Origin of the sequence: Amycolatopsis coloradensis (assembly GCF_037997115.1) — a bacterium.
In the GTDB taxonomy this organism is placed as follows: Bacteria; Actinomycetota; Actinomycetes; order Mycobacteriales; family Pseudonocardiaceae; genus Amycolatopsis; species Amycolatopsis coloradensis_A.
The window spans coordinates 5,320,256-5,343,234 of the sequence record NZ_CP150484.1; the positions used below are offsets into that span (position 1 = coordinate 5,320,256).

Consider the following 22,979-nt stretch of genomic DNA (forward strand, 5'->3'; position numbering starts at 1 on the left):
GGTGGACTCTACTTCAGCTCGGACGCCTCCACAGGCGATTCGGGCGATTCTTCGACGACCGGAGGACGGGCGAGTTCGGCCAGCTGCCGGACGACGTCGTCGTACCGCGCCTGATCCGCGGCGGCACGGGCCTGCGCGCGCTCCAGTTCCTCGGCCAGGGCCGTCGCCCGGGCTTCGGCGAGGCTCCTGGCTGTGTGCTCCTGAGCGAGTTCGGCTCGGACACGGTCCAGATCTCCACGCAGAGCGGCCGACTCCGCCCGCGCGGCGGCACAGTCCTTTTCGGACACCGTCGCCCTGGCCTTAGCCTCCTCGAGCCGGTCCAGCAGCGCCTCGAGTTCCGCGACCGCCCTGGCCAGAGCCGTGTCGCGCTCACCCAGCTCCGCTGCCAGCCGGGTCTTTTCCTTCCTGACGGCCGCGAAGTCCTCGCGCAGCGTCCGGAGATCGGAGACCAGGGCGTCGCGGGCGCGTTCGGCCGCCACGGTCGCGGCTTCCGCGGCGCCACGGGCCCGTTCGTGGGCGGCGACTTCGGCCCACGAACGCTGGCGGGTCTCCTCCGCGTCCTTGAAGGCCTGTTCGGCGGCGCGTTCCGCTTTGGCCTTGGCCATCTTGTCGTCGCGGGACGCGGCCAGCGCGGTCGCGCGCGCGGTGTCGGCCTTCGCCGCCGCCTGCTGCGCGTCCTCGGCCTCGCGCCTGGCCGCGGCCGCGTCGGTTTCGGCTTCGGTGACCCGGCCCAGAGCCGCCTCGGCGGCGTCGTCGAATCGCGAGCGCATGGCGTCCAGCAGTTCCACGAGCGACGCCGCCGTCGGGGTGAACTCGTCGGCGATCCGCCGGACCTCCAGCAGCGGATCGGCCACGCTCGCCACGGCGGCCGCCCGCCGGGCGCGTGACGCGGCGTCGGCGTGGGTCTTGCCGCAGTAGGCCGAAGGCCTGCCGCCCTTGCGTTTCCCGTCGGCGTCCACCGCGGGCGGGGGCAAGGGATTCTCGCAGCCTTCCAGCGCGCACAGCCGGACCTCGTCGGCGTCCGTATCGATCACCGCAGCAGGGTAGCGCTGCCCGCTCGCGCGAAAAGCGAGGCAACGCCGGGAAGACCGCCGATAGGGTCGATTCCATGCGTGTCCTGTTCACCTTCGCCGGCGGTAACGGCCACTTCCGGCCGCTGCTCCCCCTCGCCCGCGCGCTCGCCGACGCGGGCCACGCGATCGCGTTCACCGGCGAGCCGCTCATGGTCCCGATCGTCGAGGCGACGGGGTTCGCCGCGTTCTCGTCAGGGCCGAATCTCGGCAGCGACGGCGCACGCCGCCCTTTGCTTCCCGTCGACAGGGACCGCGAGGACGCCGACCTCCGCGACGGGTTCGTCCGCCGAACCGCACCCCTGCGCGCGAAAGACGTCCTGGCGCTCTGCGAAGACTGGACACCGGATCTGCTCGTCTGTGACGAAGCCGATCACGGCGCGATGATCGCGGCCGAAAAGCTCGGTCTCCCCCACGTGACCGTCCTGGTCATGGCGGCGGGTGTCCTCATCCGTCCCGAACTGGTCGACGACGCGCTCAACGAGGTCCGTGCCGCCCACGGGCTCTCGCCGCAGCGGAACCTCGAAATGGCCTACCGCCATCTCGTGCTCTCACCGTTCCCCGCGAGTCTCCGCGATCCCCGGTTCCCGTTGCCGCCGACCACACAGCCGTTCCACAGTCCCGTTCCCGGTCCTGGACCGGCGCCGGACTGGCACGTCGAGGGCCGCCCGACGGTCTATTTCACCCTCGGCACGATCTTCAACACCGAATCCGGCGACCTGTTCGCCCGGGCACTGGCCGGGCTGAAGGACCTCGACGCGACGTGCGTGGTGACCGTCGGGAACCTCATCGACCCCGCCGAGTTCGGCCCCCAACCGGAGCACATCCATCTCACGAGGTACCTGCCGCAGGACGACGTCCTCCCGTACTGCGACGCGGCCCTCACCCACGGCGGTTCGGGCAGCCTGCTGGGCGCGATCGCCCACGGGCTGCCGATGGTGCTGCTGCCGATGGGCGCCGACCAGCCCCACAACGGCGACCGGGTCACCGAACTCGGGCTCGGCACCGTCCTCGACGTCGTCGACGCGAAACCGCGGGACATCCGCGACGCCGTGTCCTTGGTGCTGAGGGAACCGTCCTACCGGGAGGCGGCCGCGCGGTTGCGCGACGAGGTCACCGCGTACCCGCCTCCGGAGAAGACCGTCCCGCTCCTGGAAGGGCTGCTCCGGTGACCACCGACCTCGACGCCGCGATCACCCGAGCGTTCCGCGAGGAGTCCGGGCAGGTGATCGCCACCCTGATCCGGGTCACCGGCGATTGGGATCTGGCCGAGGAATGCCTCCAGGAGGCGTTCGCGCTCGCGTTGCGCACCTGGCCCCGCGACGGTGTCCCGGCGAAACCCGGCGCGTGGCTGACGACGGCGGCACGTAACCGGGCCACCGACCGGATCCGGCGGGAGGCGGTAGGCGCGGCGAAACTCCGAGAGGCGGCCGAGCTGAACGTCCCCGCCGAGCCGGAGCGGGACGAGAGCGGCGTCCACGACGACAGGCTCCGGCTGATCTTCACCTGCTGCCACCCCGCACTGCCGCTGGAAGGCCAAGTCGCGCTCGCGCTGCGGACCTTGGCCGGGCTCACCACCGCCGAGATCGCCCGCGCCTTCCTCGTCTCCGAGGCCACGATGTCGCAACGTCTGGTCCGGGTGAAACGGAAGATCCGCACCGCGGGCATCCCGTACCGGGTCCCGCCCGCGGAACTACTGCCCGAACGCACATCCGCGGTGCTGGGGATGCTGTACCTGCTGTTCAACGAAGGCTACTCGGCAAGTGTCGGCACCGATCTCCTCCGGCCCGACCTCTCCACGGAAGCCATCCGGCTCGCCCGGATCCTCGCGGACCTGATGCCCGGCGAACCGGAGGTCCTCGGGCTGCTGGCCCTGTTGCTCCTGCACGACGCCCGCCGTTCCACAAGGGTTGACGGTGACGGCACCCTCGTCTCGCTCGAGGACCAGGACCGCGGCCGCTGGAACACCGCCGAGATCGCCGAAGGCACCGAACTGCTGGAGTCCGCGCTCCGCCGCGGTGTCCCCGGGCCGTACCAGATCCAAGCCGCCATCGCCGCCTGCCACGCGACGGCGGCCCACGCCGCCGAGACCGACTGGGCGCAGATCGCAGCCCTCTACGGGGAACTGCTGCGTTTCGTGCCCTCGCCGGTCGTCGAGCTGAACCGCGCGGTCGCCGTCGCCATGGCCGACGGCGCCGAAGCCGGGCTCGTACTGGTCGACAAGCTCACCGGCAGTCTTCCGGGCTACCACCTGCTTCCCGCGACCCGCGCGGACCTGCTGCGGCGTCTCGGTCGTCTCGAGGAGGCCGCCGGCTCCTACCGCGAGGCGCTCGCGCTCGCCGGCACCGACGCCGAGCGCGCCTACCTGTCGGGAAAACTCGCCGAAATCTGCTGACGCCGGGTGTCTGTCCTCGGCGACGCCGTTCGTCGGTGGGACGACAAGTCCCGAAAGGAAGGGGTCATCGCATGGCCGTTCTCGACGTTCCCGGCGCCCGGCTGCACCACACCGTCACCGGCAGCGGTCCCGCGCTGCTGTGCATCCCCGGTGGTGCGGCCGATTCCGGCATGTTCGCGCCGATCGCGGGCCTGCTCGCGGCGCACTACACGGTGATCACCTACGACCCGCGCGGGATCTCCCGCAGCACCCTCGACGATCCCGACGAGGACCAGCGGATCGAGGTCCACGCCGCCGACGCGCTCCGCCTGCTCGACAGCGTGAGCGAGGAACCCGCGGTGATCTTCGCGTCCAGCGGTGGCTGTATGCAGGCTTTCGAGCTCGTCGCCCGCCATCCCGGGCGGGTGCGGACGCTCGTGGCGCACGAACCGCCGCTGACGAGCCTGCTGGACGAGCAGCCCGACATCGATCCCGACGAGTTGCTGCACATCCACCGCGAGCACGGCGTCGAGGCGGCGATGGCGAAGTTCATGGCCGATGCCGGTTTCGAGGCGGGCGAGGGTGATCTCCCGCCGGAGATGAGGAAGAACTTCGCGTTCTTCATCGTCCACCTGATGGCGATGATCGGGAACTTCACCCCGGATTACGCGGCTCTGAAGGCGTCGGGGACCCGGATCGTCGTCGGTGTCGGCAAGGAATCGGCCGGGCAGCCCGCACACGAGGCGGCGGTGCTCGCCGCCGGCCGTCTCGGGGTGGATCCGACCTACTTCCCCGGTGAACACGGTGGTTTCGCCGCCGAAGCCGCCGCGTTCGCTCCGCTGCTCCGGGAGGTACTCGACGCCTGACCGGAGGTCAGCCGCGGACGTGCACGATCAGCCCGCCCACCAGAGCGCCGAAGCCACCGATCGCGGCCAAGGTCCGGACCAGGTTCCACCGCTCCCAGACCCCCTCGAATTTCGTCCGCAGCGCCTCGAAGTCGGTGTTGTCCCCGTCGAAACCGGCTTCGAGCGCGTTGTTCAACGGCACGTTGAGTGCCATGGTCACGATCAGCATCACCAGCAGCAGGACGAACCCCGCGATGATCCACGGCAGCGCGGACCGCAGTTCCGACCGGAAATGCAGCGCCGCCGCCACCGCGGCGAGCAACGGCGCGCCGCCGAAGCCGATCGCGAACCAGCCGTTGAGGATGGCGATGTTGATCTCCCGCATCCCGGTCACGTACGTCCGGGCGTCGGCCCTGCCCAGCCCCGGCATGACCGAGCACGTGTAGGCGTAGAACAAGCCCGCGATCAACCCCGCCGTGATGACTGCCGCGATCAGGACGATCTCGCTCAGCGTCGCCATTCCTGTCGCCTCCCTTCCGATTCCCGCTCGTTTCACTGATTCCAGACCCCGGTGGCCGCGGCCTTCGCGGCGTACACGGAGAAGTCCCGCGCCGGCCTGCCCAGCACCTTCTCGACGTCACCGGTGAGGGATTCGTTCCGGCCGTCGAGGACCCGGGTGAACAGGTCGGTCAGGCCTTCGATCTCTTCCTCCGGAACGCCTTGTTCGGCCGCTCCTGCGGCGAACTCCGCTGCGGAAACCGGAACGTACTGGATCTCTCGCCCCGAAGCCTTGCCGATTTCCGCCGCCGCGTCCGCGAAACTCAGCAACCGGGGCCCGGTCACCTCGTACACCTCGCCGTCGTGCCCGTCGGTGGTCAGCGCCGTCACCACGACGTCGGCGATGTCCTCGACGTCGATGAACGGTTCGGTCACCTGCCCGGCGGGCAGCACGATCTCCCCGGCGAGCACCGGCTCCAGCAGGAAGTGCTCGCTGAAGTTCTGTGCGAACCAGCTGGCCCGCACGACCGTCCACTCGGCACCGGAGTCCCGCACCCCCTGTTCGCTGACCACGGCCTCCTCCTCGCCGCGGCCGGACAGCAGGACCAGCCGCCGGACGCCGTGTTCCACGGCCAGCTTCGAGAAGTCGCGGATCGCTTCGGCGGCACCGGGAAAGGCGAGGTCGGGGTAGTAGGTCACGTAAGCCGCGCTGATCCCGGTGACCGCCGCCATCCAGGTCGACCGGTCGTTCCAGTCGAACCCGGGACGCGACGCCTTGCGGACCTCGATGCCCTGCTCGGTCAGGCGCCGCGCCACCCGGCTCCCCGTCTTACCTGTGGCGCCGAGGACCAGGACCGTCTCGTTGTTCTTCGTCTCTGTCATGCCCCTAGTCAAGCGCCTCCAAATGAGACGGAACATAGCTCAAAGACTCGATTCCATGTTTTATCGTCTACACTGCTCGGCATGGATCCCCTCGCCGGTCTGCTCGACGGACCACGCGCCCGCGGCGCGTTCCTGCTGAAGTCGGTCATGACCCCGCCGTGGTCGCTGCGGATCGAGGACGAGGCACCGCTGACGGTGATGGCGCAGGTTCGCGGGGAGTCCTGGGTCGTGCCCGATCACGGGGAGGCGGTCCGCCTCGGCACCGGCGACATCGCCATCGCGCGCGGTCCGGACCCGTATCTCGTCGCGGACGACCCGGCCACGCCACCGCAGGCGATGATCCTGCCGGGACAGGAATGCCTGACCCCGGACGGACAGCACCTCACCGAGCTGTCCGATCTGGGCGTCCGCACCTGGGGCAGCGATCCGGACGGCCCCGTCGTCCTGCTCACCGGCACCTATCCCCTGGAAGGCGAGATCAGCAAACGGCTCCTCAACGCGCTGCCGTCACTGCTGGTCGTGCGGGACGAGGAGTGGGAGAACCCGCTCGTGGCGCTGCTGGCCGGTGAGATCGTCAAGGACACGCCCGGTCAGGAAGCCGTCCTGGACCGCGTGCTCGACCTGCTCCTGGTCGCCGCGCTGCGGACCTGGTTCGACCGGCCCGGCGCCGAACCGCCCGCCTGGTATCGCGCGCACAGCGACCCGGTCGTCGGGCGAGCGCTGAAACTGTTGCAGCACAAGCCTTCCGAACCATGGACCGTGGCGAGCCTCGCGGCCGACACCGGAGTTTCCCGCGCCGCGTTCGCCCGCCGGTTCACCGCCGCCGTGGGCGAACCGCCGATGGCCTACCTCGCGAGCTGGCGTATCGCGCTCGCCGCGGATCTCCTGCGTCAGCATCCCGATGTCACGATCGGCGCGGTCGCCCGCCAGGTCGGCTACGGCAGTTCGTTCGCGCTCAGCACCGCGTTCAAACGCGAGCACGGCGTCAGCCCGCAGGGTTACCGCGCCGGCGTCGCGTAACGCTCGACCAGTTCCGCGCCGATCCGCGCGAGTTCCGCCTGGACCGACGGCGGCCCCAGCACTTCGATCATCGAGCCCCAGCCCGCGAGCTGCTGGGCGATCATCCATGCCACCGGCGCCGACACCGTCACCCGCACGCGTCCATCGCCGAGCTTCTCCTCCACAGTGGACTGCCGTCCGAAGTGGTCCTGGAGGATCGGCAGATGCCGCTCGGCGATGAGCACGGTCGCGTCCAGCCCGGAACGGCGTTCCTCGACCCGGTCGACGACCCGTTCCCACGCTCTCGACAGCTCGAAGTCGTCCGGGCGACCGGCGGGCAGGTCGCTGACCTCGGCGTCGGACATGCGGTCGACCCGGAAGGTGCGCTGGCCCTTCTCGGTGCCCGCGATGAGGTACCAGATGTCGTCCTTGTCCACGAGTCCCCACGGATCCACGATCCGCTCGACCGGTTCCGCGCCCTTTTTCGCGTAGCCGAAGCGGACTTTGCGGCGGCGGACGATCCCGGCCTGCAGCACGGTGAGCAGTTCGGGCCGTTCCTTCTCGCGCTCGCCCCACCGGGACGGGTCGATGACGACGGCGTCCGCGGCGGCCTGCGCGTCGGCGCGGAAGGTGTCGGGCAGGGCCCGGACCAGCTTCCGCAGCGCGGATTTGACCTCGGGTGAGATCGACGCGGCCGGGCCCGCGAGCAGGAACAACGCCTGAGCTTCCGGCGCCGACAGTCCACTGAGGTCGGTCCGCGCACCGCCGACCAGCGACCATCCACCGCCACGGCCGGGCTGCGGGTACACCGGCACGCCCGCGGCGGACAACGCCTCCAGGTCACGCCGGGCGGTGGCGACCGAGGTCTCGAGCTCCTCGGCCAGTTCGGCAGCCGTGACGCGGCCACGAGCCTGCATCAGCAGGAGGGTGGCCACCAGGCGATCGGCACGCATGCGCCCAGTCTCGCAGCCAAACCGCTCACCCGATGCACACTTTGCTCTCCCGCGTTTCGTCCTCCGAATGCGGTGGTTCGCGATGCCAACCACCGCATTCAGAGGACGAAACGCGGGGGGGTTACCAGCGCGCGGGGTGCGCGAGCGACTCCGGCAGCTTCGTCGTCGCGTCACCCTTCGCCGCGTCCAGCTGGGACTGGATGAGGAAGAGCGCGTCACGGAAGTCCGCGCCGCGGATATCGGCGTCACGCAGATCCGCTCCGGTGACGTCGGCCTGCCGGAGATCGGCTCCCCTCAGGTCCGCGCCGATCAGGTACGCCCCGCGCAGCAGCGCGCCGCGCAGGTTCGCCCCCTTCAGCTTCGCGCCGATGAGGTCGGCGCCGCGCCGGTCCTTCTTCTTGCCGGGCACGACGGCGCGGGCGAGTTCGCTCGCGCGCACCAGCAGCCCGTTCACCGCCGCCCGATGCGTGGGGACGTCGAGCTTCCTCAACACGCCGGGCGTGTCCAGTGTCATCCGCTCGGTCCGGTCGATCATCTCGGCCAGGTCGTCGCGGATGGGCGCGGACGTCGGCAGCGCCGCCGCCTCGGTGAGGTAGTAGAGCAGTTCCTGCAGATCCCGCATGACCGGGAAGACCGCGAACATCGACTTGGCCGTCTTCGGCGCCTTCCGCCAGTCCTCGCCGTCGAAGGTGACCTGGGAGACCTTCTGGCCCGCGCCGAAGCAGTCATAGACCGTGCAGCCGGTGAAACCCTTCTTGCGGAGCTTGTCGTGGATGCCGCACCGGGAATCCTCGCGCAGGTTCGGGCACGCCTGACCGGCCGGTTTGGTGATCGCGAAATCGGCCGACGCCGCGAAGGCCGGGACGACACAGCACAGGCCGAAGCAGTTCTCGCAGTCGGCCCGCAGGCTGGAAAGGGCTGGCACGGTGGTTCGGACTCCAGATTTCGGCACGGTGTTCCAGCCACAGGGTACGGAGCGCACTTTCCGTGCAGGGCACCCGCCGCCAATGGCCGCCAGACGAAGGTCGGGTGCTGCCCCGTTCAGTCGATATCGGACATCTCGGCCGCTCAATAGCCTCGATCTTCGTGGGATTCGGCAGGTGCCGCCCCATGCGGTCGTGCCGGACCGCTTTCCGCCGCTGTGGTCCTGACCGGCCGGTCCCCTGCGAACGACAGGACGAACACATGCGAGAGACGAGACAAGCGCGTTGGCTGTCGCGTGCCGGAATGGTGAGCGCGGTCGCGGTGGCGGTCAGCGTGACCGCCGCTCCGGCCCAAGCCGCCGAAGGACGGATCCTCGCCGCGGGATCCGCCGAAGCGATCCCGAACAGCTACATCGTCACGCTGAAGGACGGCGGCATCGTCGACGCGCTGGCGAACCGCTTCGGCGCGAAGGTCGAGCAGGTCTACAGCAGCTCGCTCAAGGGCTTCTCCGCGACACTGTCGGAGCGGCAGGCCAAGCGGCTCGCCGCCGACCCCTCGGTGGCGTCCGTCGAACAGAACCAGCTCGTCCACGCGGACGCGACCCAGACCAACCCGCCGTCCTGGGGTCTCGACCGCGTCGACCAGCGCAACCTCCCGCTCGACAAGAAATACACCAGCACCAGCACCGGCGCCGGCGTGAACGTCTACGTCATCGACACCGGCGTGCGGATCAGCCACCAGACTTTCGGCGGCCGCGCCCGCAACGGCTACGACTTCGTCGACAACGACGCGGTCGCCCAGGACGGCAACGGCCATGGCACCCACGTCGCAGGCACCATCGCCGGATCGCAGTACGGAATCGCCAAGGGCGCCACCGTCTACGGCGTCCGCGTCCTCAACAACTCCGGCAGCGGCACCACCGCCGGGGTCATCGCGGGCATCGACTGGGTAACCAAGAACCACGTCAAACCGGCCGCGGCCAACATGAGCCTCGGCGGCGGCGCCTCCAGCACGCTCGATGACGCCGTCCGCCGGTCGATCGCCGCGGGCGTCACCTACGGCGTGGCCGCCGGGAATTCCAACTCGAACGCCTCGGGATTCTCCCCCGCCCGCGTGACACAGGCGATCACCGTCGGCTCGGCCATCGAAACCGACGCGCGTTCCAGCTTCTCCAACTACGGCAGCGTCGTGGACATCTTCGCGCCGGGCACGAACATCACGTCGTCGTGGAACACCAACGACACCGCGACGAACACCATCAGCGGCACCTCGATGGCGACCCCGCACGTGGTCGGTGTCGCGGCCCGCTTCCTGCAGAACAACAAGACCGCCACACCCGCGCAGGTGGCCACCGCGCTGATCAACGCGGCCACCCCCGGCAAGGTGACCAACCCGGGCTCCGGTTCCCCGAACCGGCTCCTGTACTGGGCGCCGTCCGCCTGAACACCTCGTGAGTGTAAGACGGTTCTGGCGGACCGGCGCTAGGCCGGGGCTTGTCCCGTGTCCATGAAGGATTGGGGACGACGAGTGTCCCCAATCCTTCATGGACAACCCCGTGCACCCCCTTGGCCTTACCGCTCACTAGCCCGCTACAGCACCTTCCGGATACTCGGCACCACGGCGGCGAGACCGGCGGCGTTCGGGTGCAGCGGAGCGAAGCTGTTGTTCACCACCGACGGGATGAGCCCCTCGATCCACTTGACGCCGATCGGCTGACAGGCGTCGTGCCCGATGCTCGGCGTCCGGATGTCGACGTACTTTGCGCCGTGCGCGGCGGACTGCTCGGCCATCCGCGCGTTGAGCCGGTCGATGTTGGCCTGGATGTAGTCGGCGTCCTGCGGCAGGACCGGGACGAGCGGCCAGCATCCGCCCGGCTTGATCCCGGTCGGGTAGCCCACCATGACGACCTCGGCGCGCGGGGCGCGCTGGCGGATCTGCTCGATGACCGTGCCGTAGGTCGCGGCGAAGGCGTCGATCTTGGTGGCGTACTTGTCCACCCCGCCCGTGGTGTTGGCCGCCTTGCAGGAGGCACCCACCGGCAGCAGGTTCACGCACGACGTCGCAAGCCCGACCAGGCCGACGTCGTTGCCGCCGATCCCGACGGTCACCAGTGTCGTGTCGGCCGAGAGCGCGTCGTACTGCGGCGGGTTGGTTCCGGAGACGATGCCCTTCTGCGGGTTGCCGAAATGGGACGTCGTCGCCGCGCCGCAGGTGACGTCGCGCAGTTCGTCGACGTCGAGCTGCTTCGCCAGCAGGCCGGCGTAGTTGATCGCCGACCGGGCGCAGGTGAGCAGATCGGACTGCGGCAGGACCACCGAGCCTGCCGAGAACGAGTCACCCATCGCGACGTACACCTGGCGTTCCGCCGTGGCGAGGGCCGGTGTCCCGATTCCGGCGAGGGTCAGTGCGGTGCCCGCCACCGCGGCGATCCGGGCGAGTCTTCCCCAGCGCGTACGTGTCACTGCCGCCTCCTGCATGCGTCGTCGAATGCCGCGATCAGCGTCCGCCGACCCGCGGAGAACCACTAGAACGGAGGCGCGCGTTCTTGATCGGGGTTTTGTAGGTTCCCTCTATGACGAAGGCGCCGGCACGGCCCTGGCGCAGGCTGGACGCTTCAGTGCTGACACGGCTGGAGCCGGACACCGCCGCGATCGCGTCCGCCGCGATGGACCAGGTCCGCGCCGGGCTCCGGACCCCGCTGGACGACCGGACGGCGGCGAACCTCCAGGTCACCCTCGACGTCGCCTTGCACGCCTTCTTCAGCGAGATCGGGCATCCCGACATCACGACCGACCGGGAGGTCTACCGGGCGCAGGGCCGGGCCCAGCACACCGCCGGCCGCAGCCTCGAGGAGATGCTCGGCTTTTACCAATCGGCGGCGCTGGGCGTCTGGCGGCAGCTCACCTCGGCGGCGCCCGCGGTGGATCTGCCGACCCAGGCGATCGTCGAACTCGGTGAAGCACTGTTCGCCTTCATCGCGGAACTCTCGGCCGCGGCCGCCGACGGGTACGCCGAAGCGCGATCACAGGCGGCGCGAGCCGGGCAAGCACGGCGCGACCGGCTCCTCGGCCTCCTGCTCGCCGAACCGGCCGCCACCCGCGACCAGCTCGACGACGTCGCGAACCAAGCCGCATGGGTGCTGCCCGGTCGGCTCGTCATCGCCGTCACCAGCGCCGATATGGCACCGCAGCTGCTGGACCGGATGCCGGGACGGGTGCTGGTCGGCCGTCACCATGATCTGACCGCGATCGTCATGCCCGCCGACCGGCTCGAGTGGTACCTCGGCCGGTTGCGGGACCTGCTCGGCGACGACCAGGCCGGCGTCGGCCCGGTCGTACCGCTTCGCTCGGCCGCGCTCAGCGCCCGCCGGGCGAGCGCGCTGTGGCGGCTGACGCGCACCGGCGCGCTCGGCGACAGCCCGCTGGTCCACACCGTCGACCACCGCATCGATCTGCTGCTGACCGCCGATCCCGAACTCGCCGCCGAGTTCGCGAAGGACGTCCTCGCGCCGCTGGCCGGTCTGCCCGAACCGGCGAGGCAACGGCTCACCACGACCCTCGCGGCGTGGCTCGCCCGGCCGGACCAGCCACAGGCGATCGGCGTCGAACTGCACGTCCACGTCCAGACCGTCCGGTACCGGATCCGGCAGTTGCGGACGCTCTTCGGCGGCACGATCGACGATCCGGCCGGGCGCTTCGCGCTGGCGATCGCGCTGAGAATCGATCCGCTGGTATCGAGGGAACCTACAAACCGCTCAGAGCGGGGCGTCCATCCGCTGCGTCCCGACGACGGACAGCAGGCGTAAGGCGTTCTCCGACGGCGTTCCGGGGTCGGCGGTGTAGATCACGACCTGCTGATCGCGGTCGGAAATGTCGAGGACGTCGCAGTTCACGCTGACCGGGCCGACCACCGGATGCCGGAAGATCTTGCACAGGGTGGGCGCGGCGCACACGTCGTGCGCTGCCCACAGCCGGGCGAATTCCTCGCTGCCGTCGAGGAGTTCCCGGATCAGCCCGGTGACCTCGGGGTCGTCGGGATAACGACCCGCGGTGGCCCGGAGGTTGCGGACCGCGCTCGCGGAGAACTCGTCCACATCGGACACACCGTAGAGCCGCCGCCCGTCCGGCCGCGGCGCGAGGAACGCGCGGCGCACGAGGTTACGGTCCCGCCGCGGCAGTGCGGAGAAGTCCTCCATCAACGCGGCGGCGAGGTCGTTCCAGGCGAGCACCTCGTAGGTCGCCGACAGTACGATCGCCGCCGCCTGCGGAAGACGGTGCAACAGCGCGAGAAGGCTCGGCCGGACCTCCCGGGACGGGCCGGGCGGTGGTCCCGGCGGCGCGCCGGCGAGGTGATGCAGGTGATCGCGTTCCACGTCCGACAACCGAAGGGCCCTACTCAGCCCGGCCAGCACCTCACGAGAGGGCCGTGGACCACGGGCCTGCTCCAGCCGGGTGTAGTACTCGGTCGAGATGAACGCCAGCTGCGCCACTTCCTCACGCCGCAGCCCGGGAGTACGGCGGCGGCGCCCGGCGGGGAGGCCGACGTCCGAGGGAGTGATCCGCTCGCGCCTGGTGCGCAGGAAGTCCGCGAGTTGTCGTCTGTCCACCACTCCAGTGTGGACGATGGCGGTACGTCAGCCAGGTACCGCCGGTGCCTGGATACGCGCCGACGGCGGAGGAACTCTCGGTGCCATGACCAACACAACGACTGTTCCAGGCCTGCTCGACGGCAAGGTCGCCTTCATCACCGGCGCCGGCCGCGGTATCGGCGCCGCCGCCGCGCGGCTGTTCGCCAGGGAAGGCGCCCGCGTCGTGCTCGCCGCCCGCACCGAGTCTCAGCTGAAAGCCGTGGCCGAGGAGATCCGCGCGGAGGGCGGCGTCGCGGACCACGTGGTGTGCGACCTCGGCGACGCGTCGAGCATCCGCGCGGCCGTCGGCCGTGCCGTGGAACTGCACGGCAGGCTCGACGTCGCGTTCAACAACGGCGCGACGAACGTGCCGCCCGGCCCGATGGACCAGGTGACCGATGCCGATTTCGACCACATCTACGCGGTGAACCTCAAGGGCCCGTGGCTGGCGATGGTCGCCGAGATCGAGGCGATCCGGGCCACCGCGAAAACGGGGGCCATCGTCAACAACACCAGCGTCGGCAGCCTGATGGCCAACCCGGAGCTCCCCGCGTACGGGGCCATGAAACGTGGCGTCAACAGCCTCACCGCCTCGGCGGCCACCACCTACGGCCCGGAGGGGATCCGCGTCAACGCCGTCGCCCCCGGCACGACGTTGACCGAGATGTTCGACGAGTGGGTCAAGAGCTCGCCGGACATCCTCGACCGGCTCAACGCGCGCACGCCGCTGGGCCGGGTGGCCGAACCCGAGGAGATCGCCGAGGCCGCCGCGTGGCTGCTGAGCGACCGCGCCTCCTATGTGACCGGGACGGTCCTGCGGGTGGACGGCGGCATGCTGTCCTGACCCTGGGGCGGGGTGGGTGATGCGGGGGAACCGGTGCCGTCCTTCCGGCGTCTGAACGCGACCCACCCTGCCCACGGGTTGCCCGAGGAGAAGCCGATGCCGTTCCTGGATCCCGAACCGCTCTACGCCAAGCTCACGTCGGGGGACGCGGCGGGCATCGCCGAGGTCGGCGCCACCATCGCCGACGCCAAGACGTCGTTGCAGACCGTGGCGGACGGGATCTCCGACGGCGCCCTGCGAGCGGCCAGATCCTGGCGCGGTACAGCGGCGGCGGAGTTCGTCGGCAAGGCGAAACAGTCCTCGGGCACCGTCGCCGAGGTGTATGCCCAGCTCAACACCGCCGAGGCGGCGGTCAAGGGCGCTGCCTCGGCGTACTCCGCGCTGCGAGCGTCGGCCGACACCGCCATCGGACCATGGCGCAAGCTCGGCCTGACCGACCTCCTCGAGGCGCCGGAGATCGCGATGAAGACCATCCGGGCACTCACGGTCGCGCAGCAGACCTACGAAAGCAGGCTCAACGCGCTGGCGGCCACGACCGACGGCGGCGCGAGCGAGGGCTGGGACAGCGAGGGCAACGCCGACATCAGCGGCGTCGATCCAGGGCAGCCGTGGACTTCCCAAGGTCTGGCCTACGACGGCAAGAACCTGCTCGTCGGCTCGTACCACGACGGCAACGGCGACGGAACGGGCGACAGCCCGATCGGCCCCGGCCTGACTCCCAGCAGGCTGACCTACGTCGACTACGAGACCGGAGTGGAAGCGGGGAACGTCTACCTCAACGGCAACGGCGAGGTCGGCGCGCCCACGCACACCGGCGGTGTCGCGACGGACGGCAAGCACGTCTGGGTTTCGTCCAACGGATACGTGTACGTCTATGACAAGACCGAACTCGACGCCGCGCAGGACAGCGGGGTGCCCGTCGACGCCGTGGACGTGGTCGATACGCCCGCCCACAGCTACGTCACCTACGCGCAAGGCAAACTCTTCGTGGGCGACTACGCCAACAACCGGCTCTATGAAGTCCCGGTCGGCCCGGACGGTTCGCCCCGCCCGGACGAGGCCGGAGATCCGATCGAGACTCCGAACAACGTCCAGGGCGTCGTGGTACGCGCCGACGAGTTCATCTTCTCCTCGTCCGATGGTCACAGCGGCAAGTTCTTTCGGCAGGACCGGACGCCGGAGTGGTACGACCTCAACGATCGCGAGGAGATCGAGCTGAAGGGCGGCGAGCCCGGCAACGAAGACGGCTACGACTCGCACGGTGTGGAGGAAGCCGTCGAGATCGACGGGGAGATCGTGCTGGCCCACGAATCCGGCGCCTACGGCTACCAGAAGAACCCGGGTTCGAAGTGGGACGAGCCCGAGCTGACCAGGATCTCCTTGGAGGAGCTGGGGCTCGATCCGGACGGCGCGCTCTCCCCAGGCGACGCCGGATACGAAACCGATCCCGATTCACTGGTCGGTGCCGCGGGTGTTCTGGACGGGGCGACGTCGACGTTGAGTACGGCGGCCGGCGCGGTGTCGCGACTGCAACTGGTGTCGCACCTGCTCGGCGAGGTTCCCGCTGCTACCACCTTCAGCGACGCACTGACCAAGCACATCAGCGCCGCCGGGGATCGGCTGACGGCGGGTGTGGACACGGTCGGTGGCATCGCCGACAGCCTGGTCACGGGTGCCGACACGTACCGGCGGATCGAGGACGGGATCCGCGAGGGGCTGGACAAGCTCGGCGAAGCTCTCCCCTGAACAGGCCGCTCTTCAGCCGGCGGGTGTGCCGATCCTGTCGTGTTCGAGCGCGGTCAGGAGTTGCCGCAATGCCTGCGCGGGGTCGAGGGCCGTCTGGACGAGCGCGCCGATGGCCGCGAACGTCTCGTCCGCTTCGTGGACGAGTTGCGTGCCGGTGTCGGTGAGTTCCAGTAGCGAGGAGCGGCGGTCGGCGGGATCCGGAAACGCGCCTGACCAAGCCGCGCCCTTCGAGGCGGTCGATTCCCTTGTTGGTCGCTCCGACGCCGATGGCGAAGAAGGCCGCGAGGTCCCCGACGCGTGCGTCCGGGTGGTCGCGCAGGTAGCGACGGCCGGCGTGCCGCACGTTTTCCAGTCCTTCATCGGCCGACTCGACGAATCCGACCAGGCCCCTCGTCCTCACCCAGCACGTGAACGCCTGAAGCAGCGCCGCGCGTCGATGTGACGTCTCACGGCAATGAGACATCACGTCTCACTTAATGTGAAATCGAATCTGAGTGAATCGCCCCGGGTTCGGTAGAGACTCGTTGTTGGGGTCAGGCGACCAGGCTGATCAGGTCGCCGTCCTCGTACAGGGTCTCGAACTCGACGGGTGGCCGGTCGCCGCATGCTCCGTGGAGTCGCTGGGTGTTGTAACACTCGATCCACGCGGGGCACCGGAGTGGTCGCCACGATCCGGCAGAAACCGAGCAGGACAACGGCGTCCGCTTTCGGCAGTTCATTCGTGTCCGCGAAGGACACAAGGGTCCGCTTGGAGCAACAGGAACGGCAGCCACAGGAGGAAACCTACCTCTACGACAGGTCAGGATCCCTCGACGCTGGACTCTCCGCGGTGTCGTCACGGAGAAGAATCCCCAACAGGTCGTTTCGCAGCGGCGCCGACGGTTCCTCTGTCGCGGCGAGGGCGCGTTGGCGGATGCGGGACAGTGTCGCCGTGGTCTGATCGTGCACTGCCTGGAATTGAGTGAGCCGAAGCTGGGCCGCGGCGAGTTGCTCGCGCGCTGTGGTCAGTTCAGCTTGAACGTCCGCGAGCTGCTCGCGCGAAGCCGTGTCACGCGCTGCCTGCTCGGCGACAGCTTCCCGATGACGGACGTCTTGATCTCGCAGTTCTCCCCGGACTACGTCCAACTCCGCGGTCAGCTCGCGCTTCTGCGTGTCCACGAGCCGCTCCCATGTTTTGCGACGCTCGTCTGACTCGGCCAACGCAGTCTGTGCGGCGTCTCGCTCGGCGGTCCGTGTCGCCAGTTCCTCACTGCGGGCCGAGAGCGCGGCCGCCAGCTCCTCGGCTCTGGTTCGCAGTGCCGCCGCTTCCTCGCTGACCTCCTTCACACGCCGGGTGATCACAACGGTGGCCGACTCCGCTTTGGCTTGAGTCAGCTGGGCGGCAACCCGGGCCTCGGCCGCCTCGTCCGCGGTCGCCTTGGCCAGTGACTCGGCGTGCTGAGCCGTCCGAGCCGCTTCCAGCGCCGCCTCGGCTTCGGCTTCGGCTTCGGCCGCTCGTGCCAGCGCGGCGTCCCGTTGCCGATCGGCCTCCACCGCGGCCTTATGCGCGGCGTCGGCCTGACTAACGGCCGCAGCGATCTCATCCCGCAGATGGGCCGTGACCGCGTCCAGCGCGTTGCTCAACGTGCGGAGGGGATCGATCAGCGCGGCAGCCGCCTGATCGAAGTCCTGACCGGCGTCCACCAGAGCCGCTGACGGCACGGCGTCGTCCCCCAGCGCCTCCCGCAGGGCCTGCTCCGCCGCGGCCAGCTGCTTGCAGCTCTTCCCGCCGGGCCACGTCCGGTCCGGGCAGAACTCATAAGGCCTGCCTCCGCGCGGTCCCGGCGGCGGCAGCGGATCCCGGCACTTGCGAAACCCGCATCGTGCCTGCTCAGGCACACCTTCCTCGGCGACCGCGTCCTCGTTTCCGATCATGTCCAGAGGGTACCTTAAGGGTTATTTAACCTATGACTTCGGTTGCAGTAATTCTAACTACAACCTAACTCAGCTACAGAAGATACATTTTGTAGCTAAGTTTGGAGACTGCTCTGCAGAGCTTCGAGTTCTACCGCGTGGGGCCCTGATCGCCACCCGAAACGGGCTTGAACGACCGTTCTGAAAACGCGTTTGGCGTTACGGCCGGTAACAGGTTCAGCCCGCCATGCCAGATGGCCATCCCATTTCGTCACGGTGACGGTCTGAAGCCGCCACCGTGACGCGGCGCCCGCACACCAGGGGTCAGTCTTGCGGCGCCATTGCCTCACACATCTGGCCGAGACTGGCACGAGCCCGTGCCGCCTCGATCAGGGTGGGCATCACGTTGACGCCACTCGCCACCGCGTCTCGTATCGCCTTCAACTCGGCATCGCAGGCCCGACGCTCCACCCCTCGTTGAACCGACGGCAAGGGTTTATGGCGCTCCCGCTGGAGAACGACCTCTTCGGTCTCGGACCGAAGCTGGTCCTTGACCCCCACCCGGGGCCCTGGTTCACGTTGAGCCAGATCCTCGATCTCGGACTCCAGCCACCCGCTCCGGATACTGCCGAGCATGCCGCCATGGTCCTCGATCCGGCGGAGCCAGTCCTCCACCTCGGACCTCATCTCCGCCGCGATCCGCTCGATCACCGCCGAACCACCTAGCGGATCGACGTACCGGGCGACGTCCGTCTCCTCCGCCATGATCTGGTGGGTTCGCAGCGCGATACGGGCACCCAACTCCCCCGGCGTCTGATAGGCCTCGTCGAAACTGCACACGTGCAGGGACTGCACCCCGCCCAGCACGGCCGCGAGCGCCTGGATCGTGGATCGGACCACATTGTTCAGCGGTTCTTGGTGTGCGAGCGCGGAACCGAAAGTGTTGACCTGTACCCGCATCTTCATCGCGCGTTCGTCTGTCGCTCCCCAGCGTTCCCGCAACCGCTGCGCGTAGAGCGACCGCACCACACGAAACTTCGCGGCCTCCGCCAGCAATTCCATGTGCGCACCGAAGATGAAGGTGAACCGTCGAGCCACCTCGTCCACCCCCAGACCGCGGTCGACCATGCCTTGGAGGTACACCTCCGCGTCCGCGATCCCACATGCCACCTCAAGCGCCCGGCTGGCCCCCGCCTCGCGCGCGTGTCCACCGGACAAAGACACCGGATTCACTGTCGGCAGGTGGCGAATACAGTGCTCCAGAACATCGAGCGAATAGCGCATGCTGGTGTCGATGTCGTAGATGTAGGCCTTGCGTGCCAGAAACTCCTTCGGCATCTCGTTCTGGAGCGTCCCGCGCAGCGAAGCCGGATCGACACCCGACTCCTCGGCCACCACCACCCACATGGCCAGCAGTATCGGTGCCGTGGCGTTGATGGTCATGGACACCGAGAGCCGGTCCAAGGGAATACCTTTGAACACCTCCGCGAGGTCGTCGACGGTGGCAATCGAAACACCCGTACGACCGACTTCGCCTTCTGCTCGGGGGTCGTCGGGGTCGAGGCCGAGTTGCGTCGGCAGGTCGAACGCCAGCGACAGGCCGGTCTCGCCAAGGCCCAGCAGATAGTGGAAACGTTCGTTCGTAGAGCCGGCAGTGCTCAAACCGGCGAGCTGGCGCATGGTCCAGACTTTGGTGGTGTATCCGGTCGGGTGGATACCCGCGTCATAGGGGTACTCGCCGGGCTCTGCCATTCATGCCCCCTTCAGGCCATCAACGGCGCGATGTCCGCACCGAATTTTTCGCGCATCACCGGATCGGTCACGCCGAGTCCTTCTTCGGGAGCCAGCGCGAGCACACCGACCTTCCCGAGATGAAGGTTCTCTTGCACCAGCCGTGCTGCTTCGGCGGCTTCGGCCAAGGGATAGACGACCGAAAGGGCTGATTTGACGCGTCCGAGGGTGATGAGCCGGTTGACCTCCCATTGCTCTTGGAGATTCGCCCCATGGCTGCCGATCACCCGCTTGAGGCGCATCCACAAATAGCGATTGTCGAACTCGTGCTGAAAACCGGTACTCGATCCGCAAGTCACGATCGTCCCGCCACGCCCGGCGACGAAAACCGAAAGGCCGAACGTTTCGCGCCCCACATGCTCGAAGACGACGTGCGGATCGTCACCGACCGCTTTTCGGATTCTCTTGCCGAGTTGTTTTCCACCTGTCACCGGATCTTCGAGGTCGAGTTCGCGCCGGTTGATGACGTGCTCGCAGCCCATCAACCGAGCACTTTCCGCGCGCTCTTCCGAGCTGACCACACCGACCGCGATGCCACCACCGTTCCGGACGAACTGTGCCGCGTACACGCCGAGCCCGCCGGCCGCGCCCCAGATCAAGACGACATCGCCCTGCTTGATGCGCGCCCCGTGCTCACCGACCAGCATGCGATAAGCGGTACCCGCGCACAGCGGACTGGCGGCGGCCTCCTCCCAGGTCAGATGAGGGGGCTTCGCCAGCAGTTGACTCGCCCGGACCACCGCGTACTGCGCCAGACCGCCGAAATTCGTCTCGAAACCCCAAGCGCGTTGCTCGCCGCCGAGCATGCTGTCTCCGTGCGTCGATGGCTCCTCATGGTCGACATGCGCCGTCGCGACCACGACATGATCGCCGACGGTCCAGCGGCGAACGCCGGAGCCGGCACGCACCACGACGCCTGCCGCGTCCGAGCCCAGTACATGGAACCGCTGGTCGTGACGAGCCGCGTCACCGCCCTGCCGTCCGAAATACTTGAGGAAGGCGAATGTCGGGACGGGATCAAAGGTCGCCGACCACACGGTGTTGTAGTTGATACCGCTGGCCATGACCGCGATGAGGACCTCGTCCGCCGCCAACGCCGGCATCGGCACCGGACCGATTCTCAACGAGCGCCGGACATCCTTGTCCTCGACACCTTGGAACATACCGACGTCTTCGGTGCGTGTGTGGACCGCGACGAATTCGTCAGGCACCGGTATGCGTTCCAAATCCTCCCTGGGCGCACCTTTGACTACAGCTTCAGCGAGAGCGTCCAAGATCCCATCCAATCTCATCGGTTTCGGATGTCTTCGACAATGAGCGCGGCGACCGCGTCGCGGTCTGTCTTCCCGCTCGGCGTACGAGGCAGATAGGGCAGAACAGTCAGCGACAAAGGCAGCGATGCCTCGGGAAGCACTTCGCTCAGATAGGCGAAAATGGCGTGCCAGTCCGGTGGCGGACCTTCCTCCGACGCGGTGACGGCTGCCCGCAGGGTTCGCGTACCGGTACTCGCCTCGACGACTACACAGGCCGCGGCCTCGACGCCGGGCCTGCTCAGCAGATGGACGTCGATCTCCGTCAGGTTCACGCGGTACCCGCGGATCTTGACGTCGCTGTCCAGACGGGACATGAACTGCACGACACCGTCCTGGATGCGCACCAGGTCGCCTGTGCGGAAGACCCGCGTGTGGCCATGAGGCGTGGGGGCGACGGTGACGAAGCGTTCCGCGTTGAGTTCCGGCCGGTGTGTGTAGCCCAGGGAAACCGGTGATCCGGCTACGAGCAACTCACCGACGTCCGGCGATTCTTCGTCCTCCGGATCGATCAGCAGCTCACAGCCCGGCAAGGGAACACCGATCGGTGGCAGAGCAGGCCATTCGTCGGGATCGGCGGGCAGGATGTGCGACGACACCATCGCGGACTCGCTCTGGCCGTAATGGTTGACCAACCGGGCACCGGGCAGCCGTCGGAACATCGCACGGATCTGCTTGGTGGCCACCAGTTGCTCGCCCGCGGTATTGACTTCGATCAGCTGGATCCCGGCCAGATCAGGTGTCGCCTCCGCCACGATCGCCAGCATCTGCAGGGCCACGTAAGGCAGGAACATCCGCTCGACGCGGTGTTCCATCAGCCAAGCGAGCAGACCGACCGGGTCACGGCGCAGCCGTTCCGGCACGACGACCACCGTGCCGCCACCGCGAAGTGTGCCAAGTACCTCCTGGAAGTAGACATCGAAATTGAGCGGGGCGAACTGAGCGGTGCGCAGGTCCCGACGCGGTGAGTGCGAGGCCTGCCACTCCACCATGTTGTCCAGGCAGCCATGCGGGATCGCGACACCCTTGGGCCAGCCGGTTGAGCCCGAGGTATAGATGATGTAGAAGGCGGTATCCGGGTCGCAGGTGGCGGGCGGCTGGAAGACGACCACTTCGTCGGCGACGGAGAGCGAGTCGAAAGCGGGGATCGGGAGCGGTACCGGCGAATCGCTCAAGGCCGGGTCCGGTCCACTGTGGAGCAGCACCTTGGCGCCGCTGTCCTGGAGCATGTACTTCAGCCGCAACTCCGGATAGGCGGGATCGAGAGGTACATAGACGGCTCCAAGCAGCCCCGTCGCCAGCATCGCCGCGATGGTGGGCGCACCACGCTCGCCCGTGACGGCGACAGGGTCTCCTGTGGCGACGCCTTGCTCGTCGAGCAGAGCGGCGAGGCTCTGGGCCCATCGCAGAAGTTCCGCGTAGGTGAACCGGTCCACGCCGTCGACGACCGCGATCGCTTGCGGCTGCCGGGCGGCTGTCCGCAGCAACGCGGTGATGAGGCAGGTCGGATTCGAGTCGCCACCCCACAGGGAGACCGGGAGACCGGCGTCCCTCATGCCCCCGCCTCCTGGCTCACCGCACAGGGTCCGTGCTCGCGCATCAGGCGCCCCAACTTCCGACGGTTTCCCTCACGGTCTTCGAAATGCCGGATCACCAGTTCCCGCATCTCGGCGGGCATCTCCTGGCTGAGCTTGAACATCGCGTCGACACCCTCGATCTCCAGGCGGAACGCCCCGACCCCCGGCAGAATCCGCCGGAAGTATTCCAGCGATGACGTCGGATCCCACTCTTCGCCTTGCGTGCTCTCCAGCTGTTTCACGGTCGCCAGGATGACTTCGAATGTCTCCTCGCGGTCCTGTACGAGACGGAGCCGGCCATGAAGGTGGATGGAGACGAAATCCCAGGTGGGGGCCGCCGGGTCCAGGCCATACGTCGCCGGAGTCACGTAGGCGCCCGGCCCCTGGAACACCAGCAGGGCCCGCATCCCGTCGGAGAGGGATCGCCAATGGGGATTGGCCCGATTCAGGTGACCTATCACTTCCGAGCCGACCAGCGGCGCATCGTCCGGAATAGCGGGCGCGAGCAGAGCCGGGAGATGCGTGGAATAGGGAACGTCCGCCCCATTGGTGTTGAGCGTCGCCAGCGGATGGTCCCGCATGACGTCGCGCAGCCACGTCTCGTCGCGTACTTGATAGAGCTCGGGAACGAACACCGGATCACTCC

Annotated in this window: 21 protein-coding genes; 8 read left to right on the forward strand and 13 right to left on the reverse strand. The window is 68.5% G+C overall.

Annotated features, from left to right (window positions below):
• Positions 1–8: 8 nt before the first annotated feature.
• On the reverse strand, positions 9–1,034 hold the full coding sequence (locus tag LCL61_RS24890) for a hypothetical protein (RefSeq protein ID WP_340681948.1): 1,026 nt from the start codon (positions 1,032–1,034) through the stop codon (positions 9–11).
• Positions 1,035–1,108: 74 nt separating this feature from the next.
• Here LCL61_RS24890 and LCL61_RS24895 point away from each other — a divergent pair, with 74 nt between their 5' ends.
• The 3 genes from LCL61_RS24895 to LCL61_RS24905 all read left to right on the forward strand — a co-directional run bounded on the left by LCL61_RS24895 (position 1,109) and on the right by LCL61_RS24905 (position 4,310).
• The gene (locus tag LCL61_RS24895) at positions 1,109–2,242 is read left to right on the forward strand and encodes a glycosyltransferase (RefSeq protein ID WP_340681949.1); all 1,134 of its coding nucleotides are present in this window, start codon (positions 1,109–1,111) and stop codon (positions 2,240–2,242) included.
• Positions 2,239–3,465 (forward strand): RNA polymerase sigma factor, encoded by a 1,227-nt coding sequence (locus tag LCL61_RS24900; protein ID WP_340681950.1) that lies wholly within the window; start codon positions 2,239–2,241, stop codon positions 3,463–3,465. Before LCL61_RS24895 ends, LCL61_RS24900 begins: the two co-directional genes overlap by 4 nt.
• Before the next feature lie 71 nt (positions 3,466–3,536).
• The gene (locus LCL61_RS24905; RefSeq protein ID WP_340681951.1) at positions 3,537–4,310 is read left to right on the forward strand and encodes an alpha/beta fold hydrolase; all 774 of its coding nucleotides are present in this window, start codon (positions 3,537–3,539) and stop codon (positions 4,308–4,310) included.
• Positions 4,311–4,317: 7 nt separating this feature from the next.
• Here the strand turns inward: LCL61_RS24905 and LCL61_RS24910 are convergent, their stop codons facing one another.
• Together LCL61_RS24910 and LCL61_RS24915 are read right to left on the reverse strand one after the other, a co-directional pair.
• Positions 4,318–4,809, reverse strand: a complete 492-nt coding sequence (locus tag LCL61_RS24910) for a DUF1772 domain-containing protein (RefSeq protein WP_340681952.1) — start codon at positions 4,807–4,809, stop codon at positions 4,318–4,320.
• A gap of 32 nt (positions 4,810–4,841) precedes the next feature.
• Positions 4,842–5,669 (reverse strand): NmrA family transcriptional regulator, encoded by an 828-nt coding sequence (locus LCL61_RS24915; protein ID WP_340681953.1) that lies wholly within the window; start codon positions 5,667–5,669, stop codon positions 4,842–4,844.
• Positions 5,670–5,750: 81 nt separating this feature from the next.
• Here LCL61_RS24915 and LCL61_RS24920 point away from each other — a divergent pair, with 81 nt between their 5' ends.
• Positions 5,751–6,689, forward strand: coding sequence for an AraC family transcriptional regulator (locus LCL61_RS24920; RefSeq protein WP_340681954.1), 939 nt, complete (start codon positions 5,751–5,753; stop codon positions 6,687–6,689).
• On the opposite strand, the gene LCL61_RS24925 is transcribed toward LCL61_RS24920, so the two are convergent.
• On the reverse strand, positions 6,668–7,621 hold the full coding sequence (locus LCL61_RS24925) for a YafY family protein (protein ID WP_340681955.1): 954 nt from the start codon (positions 7,619–7,621) through the stop codon (positions 6,668–6,670). The two genes, LCL61_RS24920 and LCL61_RS24925, sit on opposite strands and share 22 nt — an antisense overlap.
• Positions 7,622–7,742: 121 nt before the next feature.
• On the reverse strand, positions 7,743–8,546 hold the full coding sequence (locus tag LCL61_RS24930) for a pentapeptide repeat-containing protein (protein WP_340681956.1): 804 nt from the start codon (positions 8,544–8,546) through the stop codon (positions 7,743–7,745).
• Positions 8,547–8,806: 260 nt separating this feature from the next.
• On the opposite strand from LCL61_RS24930, the gene LCL61_RS24935 reads away from it, so the two are divergent.
• Positions 8,807–9,988 (forward strand): S8 family peptidase, encoded by a 1,182-nt coding sequence (locus tag LCL61_RS24935; protein WP_340681957.1) that lies wholly within the window; start codon positions 8,807–8,809, stop codon positions 9,986–9,988.
• 146 nt (positions 9,989–10,134) lie between these two features.
• Here LCL61_RS24935 and LCL61_RS24940 read toward each other — a convergent pair whose 3' ends face one another.
• Positions 10,135–10,965, reverse strand: coding sequence for an SGNH/GDSL hydrolase family protein (locus LCL61_RS24940; protein WP_425342064.1), 831 nt, complete (start codon positions 10,963–10,965; stop codon positions 10,135–10,137).
• A 152-nt stretch (positions 10,966–11,117) separates the two neighbouring features.
• Between LCL61_RS24940 and LCL61_RS24945 the strand changes: the two genes are divergently transcribed.
• On the forward strand, positions 11,118–12,350 hold the full coding sequence (locus LCL61_RS24945) for a helix-turn-helix domain-containing protein (RefSeq protein ID WP_340681959.1): 1,233 nt from the start codon (positions 11,118–11,120) through the stop codon (positions 12,348–12,350).
• Here LCL61_RS24945 and LCL61_RS24950 read toward each other — a convergent pair.
• Positions 12,300–13,151, reverse strand: a complete 852-nt coding sequence (locus tag LCL61_RS24950; protein ID WP_340681960.1) for a helix-turn-helix transcriptional regulator — start codon at positions 13,149–13,151, stop codon at positions 12,300–12,302. The genes LCL61_RS24945 and LCL61_RS24950 overlap by 51 nt on opposite strands.
• An 85-nt stretch (positions 13,152–13,236) precedes the next feature.
• Between LCL61_RS24950 and LCL61_RS24955 the strand changes: the two genes are divergently transcribed.
• Positions 13,237–14,016: a glucose 1-dehydrogenase gene (locus LCL61_RS24955; RefSeq protein WP_340681961.1), complete on the forward strand. Its 780-nt coding sequence runs from the start codon at positions 13,237–13,239 to the stop codon at positions 14,014–14,016.
• Positions 14,017–14,112: 96 nt separating this feature from the next.
• Positions 14,113–15,762 (forward strand): WXG100 family type VII secretion target, encoded by a 1,650-nt coding sequence (locus LCL61_RS24960; protein ID WP_340681962.1) that lies wholly within the window; start codon positions 14,113–14,115, stop codon positions 15,760–15,762.
• Positions 15,763–15,774: 12 nt separating this feature from the next.
• Here LCL61_RS24960 and LCL61_RS24965 read toward each other — a convergent pair whose 3' ends face one another.
• From LCL61_RS24965 to LCL61_RS24990, 6 genes are all read right to left on the reverse strand, one after another.
• Entirely contained in the window at positions 15,775–16,122 is a 348-nt protein-coding gene (locus tag LCL61_RS24965; RefSeq protein ID WP_340681963.1) for a MarR family winged helix-turn-helix transcriptional regulator, read from the reverse strand.
• Between the two features lie 429 nt (positions 16,123–16,551).
• Positions 16,552–17,676, reverse strand: a complete 1,125-nt coding sequence (locus LCL61_RS24970) for a response regulator receiver protein (RefSeq protein ID WP_340681964.1) — start codon at positions 17,674–17,676, stop codon at positions 16,552–16,554.
• Between the two features lie 303 nt (positions 17,677–17,979).
• Positions 17,980–19,407: a methylmalonyl-CoA mutase family protein gene (locus LCL61_RS24975; RefSeq protein ID WP_340681965.1), complete on the reverse strand. Its 1,428-nt coding sequence runs from the start codon at positions 19,405–19,407 to the stop codon at positions 17,980–17,982.
• 11 nt (positions 19,408–19,418) lie between these two features.
• Complete coding sequence (gene ccrA, locus LCL61_RS24980) at positions 19,419–20,720, reverse strand: crotonyl-CoA carboxylase/reductase (RefSeq protein WP_340681966.1); 1,302 nt, start codon at positions 20,718–20,720, stop codon at positions 19,419–19,421.
• Positions 20,721–20,734: 14 nt separating this feature from the next.
• Positions 20,735–22,312: an amino acid adenylation domain-containing protein gene (locus LCL61_RS24985; RefSeq protein WP_340681967.1), complete on the reverse strand. Its 1,578-nt coding sequence runs from the start codon at positions 22,310–22,312 to the stop codon at positions 20,735–20,737.
• On the reverse strand, positions 22,309–22,968 hold the full coding sequence (locus LCL61_RS24990) for an FMN-binding negative transcriptional regulator (RefSeq protein WP_340681968.1): 660 nt from the start codon (positions 22,966–22,968) through the stop codon (positions 22,309–22,311). Before LCL61_RS24990 ends, LCL61_RS24985 begins: the two co-directional genes overlap by 4 nt.
• Positions 22,969–22,979 lie beyond the last annotated feature (11 nt).

Excerpts from the sequence above, each read along its gene's own strand:
- LCL61_RS24895 (WP_340681949.1), top strand. The coding sequence starts at position 1,109 with ATGCGTGTCCTGTTCACCTTCGCCGGCGGTAACGGCCACTTCCGGCCG.
- LCL61_RS24910 (WP_340681952.1), bottom strand. The coding sequence starts at position 4,809 with ATGGCGACGCTGAGCGAGATCGTCCTGATCGCGGCAGTCATCACGGCG.
- LCL61_RS24925 (WP_340681955.1), bottom strand. The coding sequence starts at position 7,621 with ATGCGTGCCGATCGCCTGGTGGCCACCCTCCTGCTGATGCAGGCTCGT.
- LCL61_RS24935 (WP_340681957.1), top strand. The coding sequence starts at position 8,807 with ATGCGAGAGACGAGACAAGCGCGTTGGCTGTCGCGTGCCGGAATGGTG.
- LCL61_RS24920 (WP_340681954.1), top strand. The coding sequence starts at position 5,751 with ATGGATCCCCTCGCCGGTCTGCTCGACGGACCACGCGCCCGCGGCGCG.
- LCL61_RS24960 (WP_340681962.1), top strand. The coding sequence starts at position 14,113 with ATGCCGTTCCTGGATCCCGAACCGCTCTACGCCAAGCTCACGTCGGGG.
- LCL61_RS24905 (WP_340681951.1), top strand. The coding sequence starts at position 3,537 with ATGGCCGTTCTCGACGTTCCCGGCGCCCGGCTGCACCACACCGTCACC.
- LCL61_RS24945 (WP_340681959.1), top strand. The coding sequence starts at position 11,118 with ATGACGAAGGCGCCGGCACGGCCCTGGCGCAGGCTGGACGCTTCAGTG.
- LCL61_RS24955 (WP_340681961.1), top strand. The coding sequence starts at position 13,237 with ATGACCAACACAACGACTGTTCCAGGCCTGCTCGACGGCAAGGTCGCC.
- LCL61_RS24985 (WP_340681967.1), bottom strand. The coding sequence starts at position 22,312 with ATGAGGGACGCCGGTCTCCCGGTCTCCCTGTGGGGTGGCGACTCGAAT.
- LCL61_RS24970 (WP_340681964.1), bottom strand. The coding sequence starts at position 17,676 with ATGATCGGAAACGAGGACGCGGTCGCCGAGGAAGGTGTGCCTGAGCAG.
- LCL61_RS24975 (WP_340681965.1), bottom strand. The coding sequence starts at position 19,407 with ATGGCAGAGCCCGGCGAGTACCCCTATGACGCGGGTATCCACCCGACC.
- LCL61_RS24915 (WP_340681953.1), bottom strand. The coding sequence starts at position 5,669 with ATGACAGAGACGAAGAACAACGAGACGGTCCTGGTCCTCGGCGCCACA.
- LCL61_RS24965 (WP_340681963.1), bottom strand. The coding sequence starts at position 16,122 with ATGAAGGACTGGAAAACGTGCGGCACGCCGGCCGTCGCTACCTGCGCG.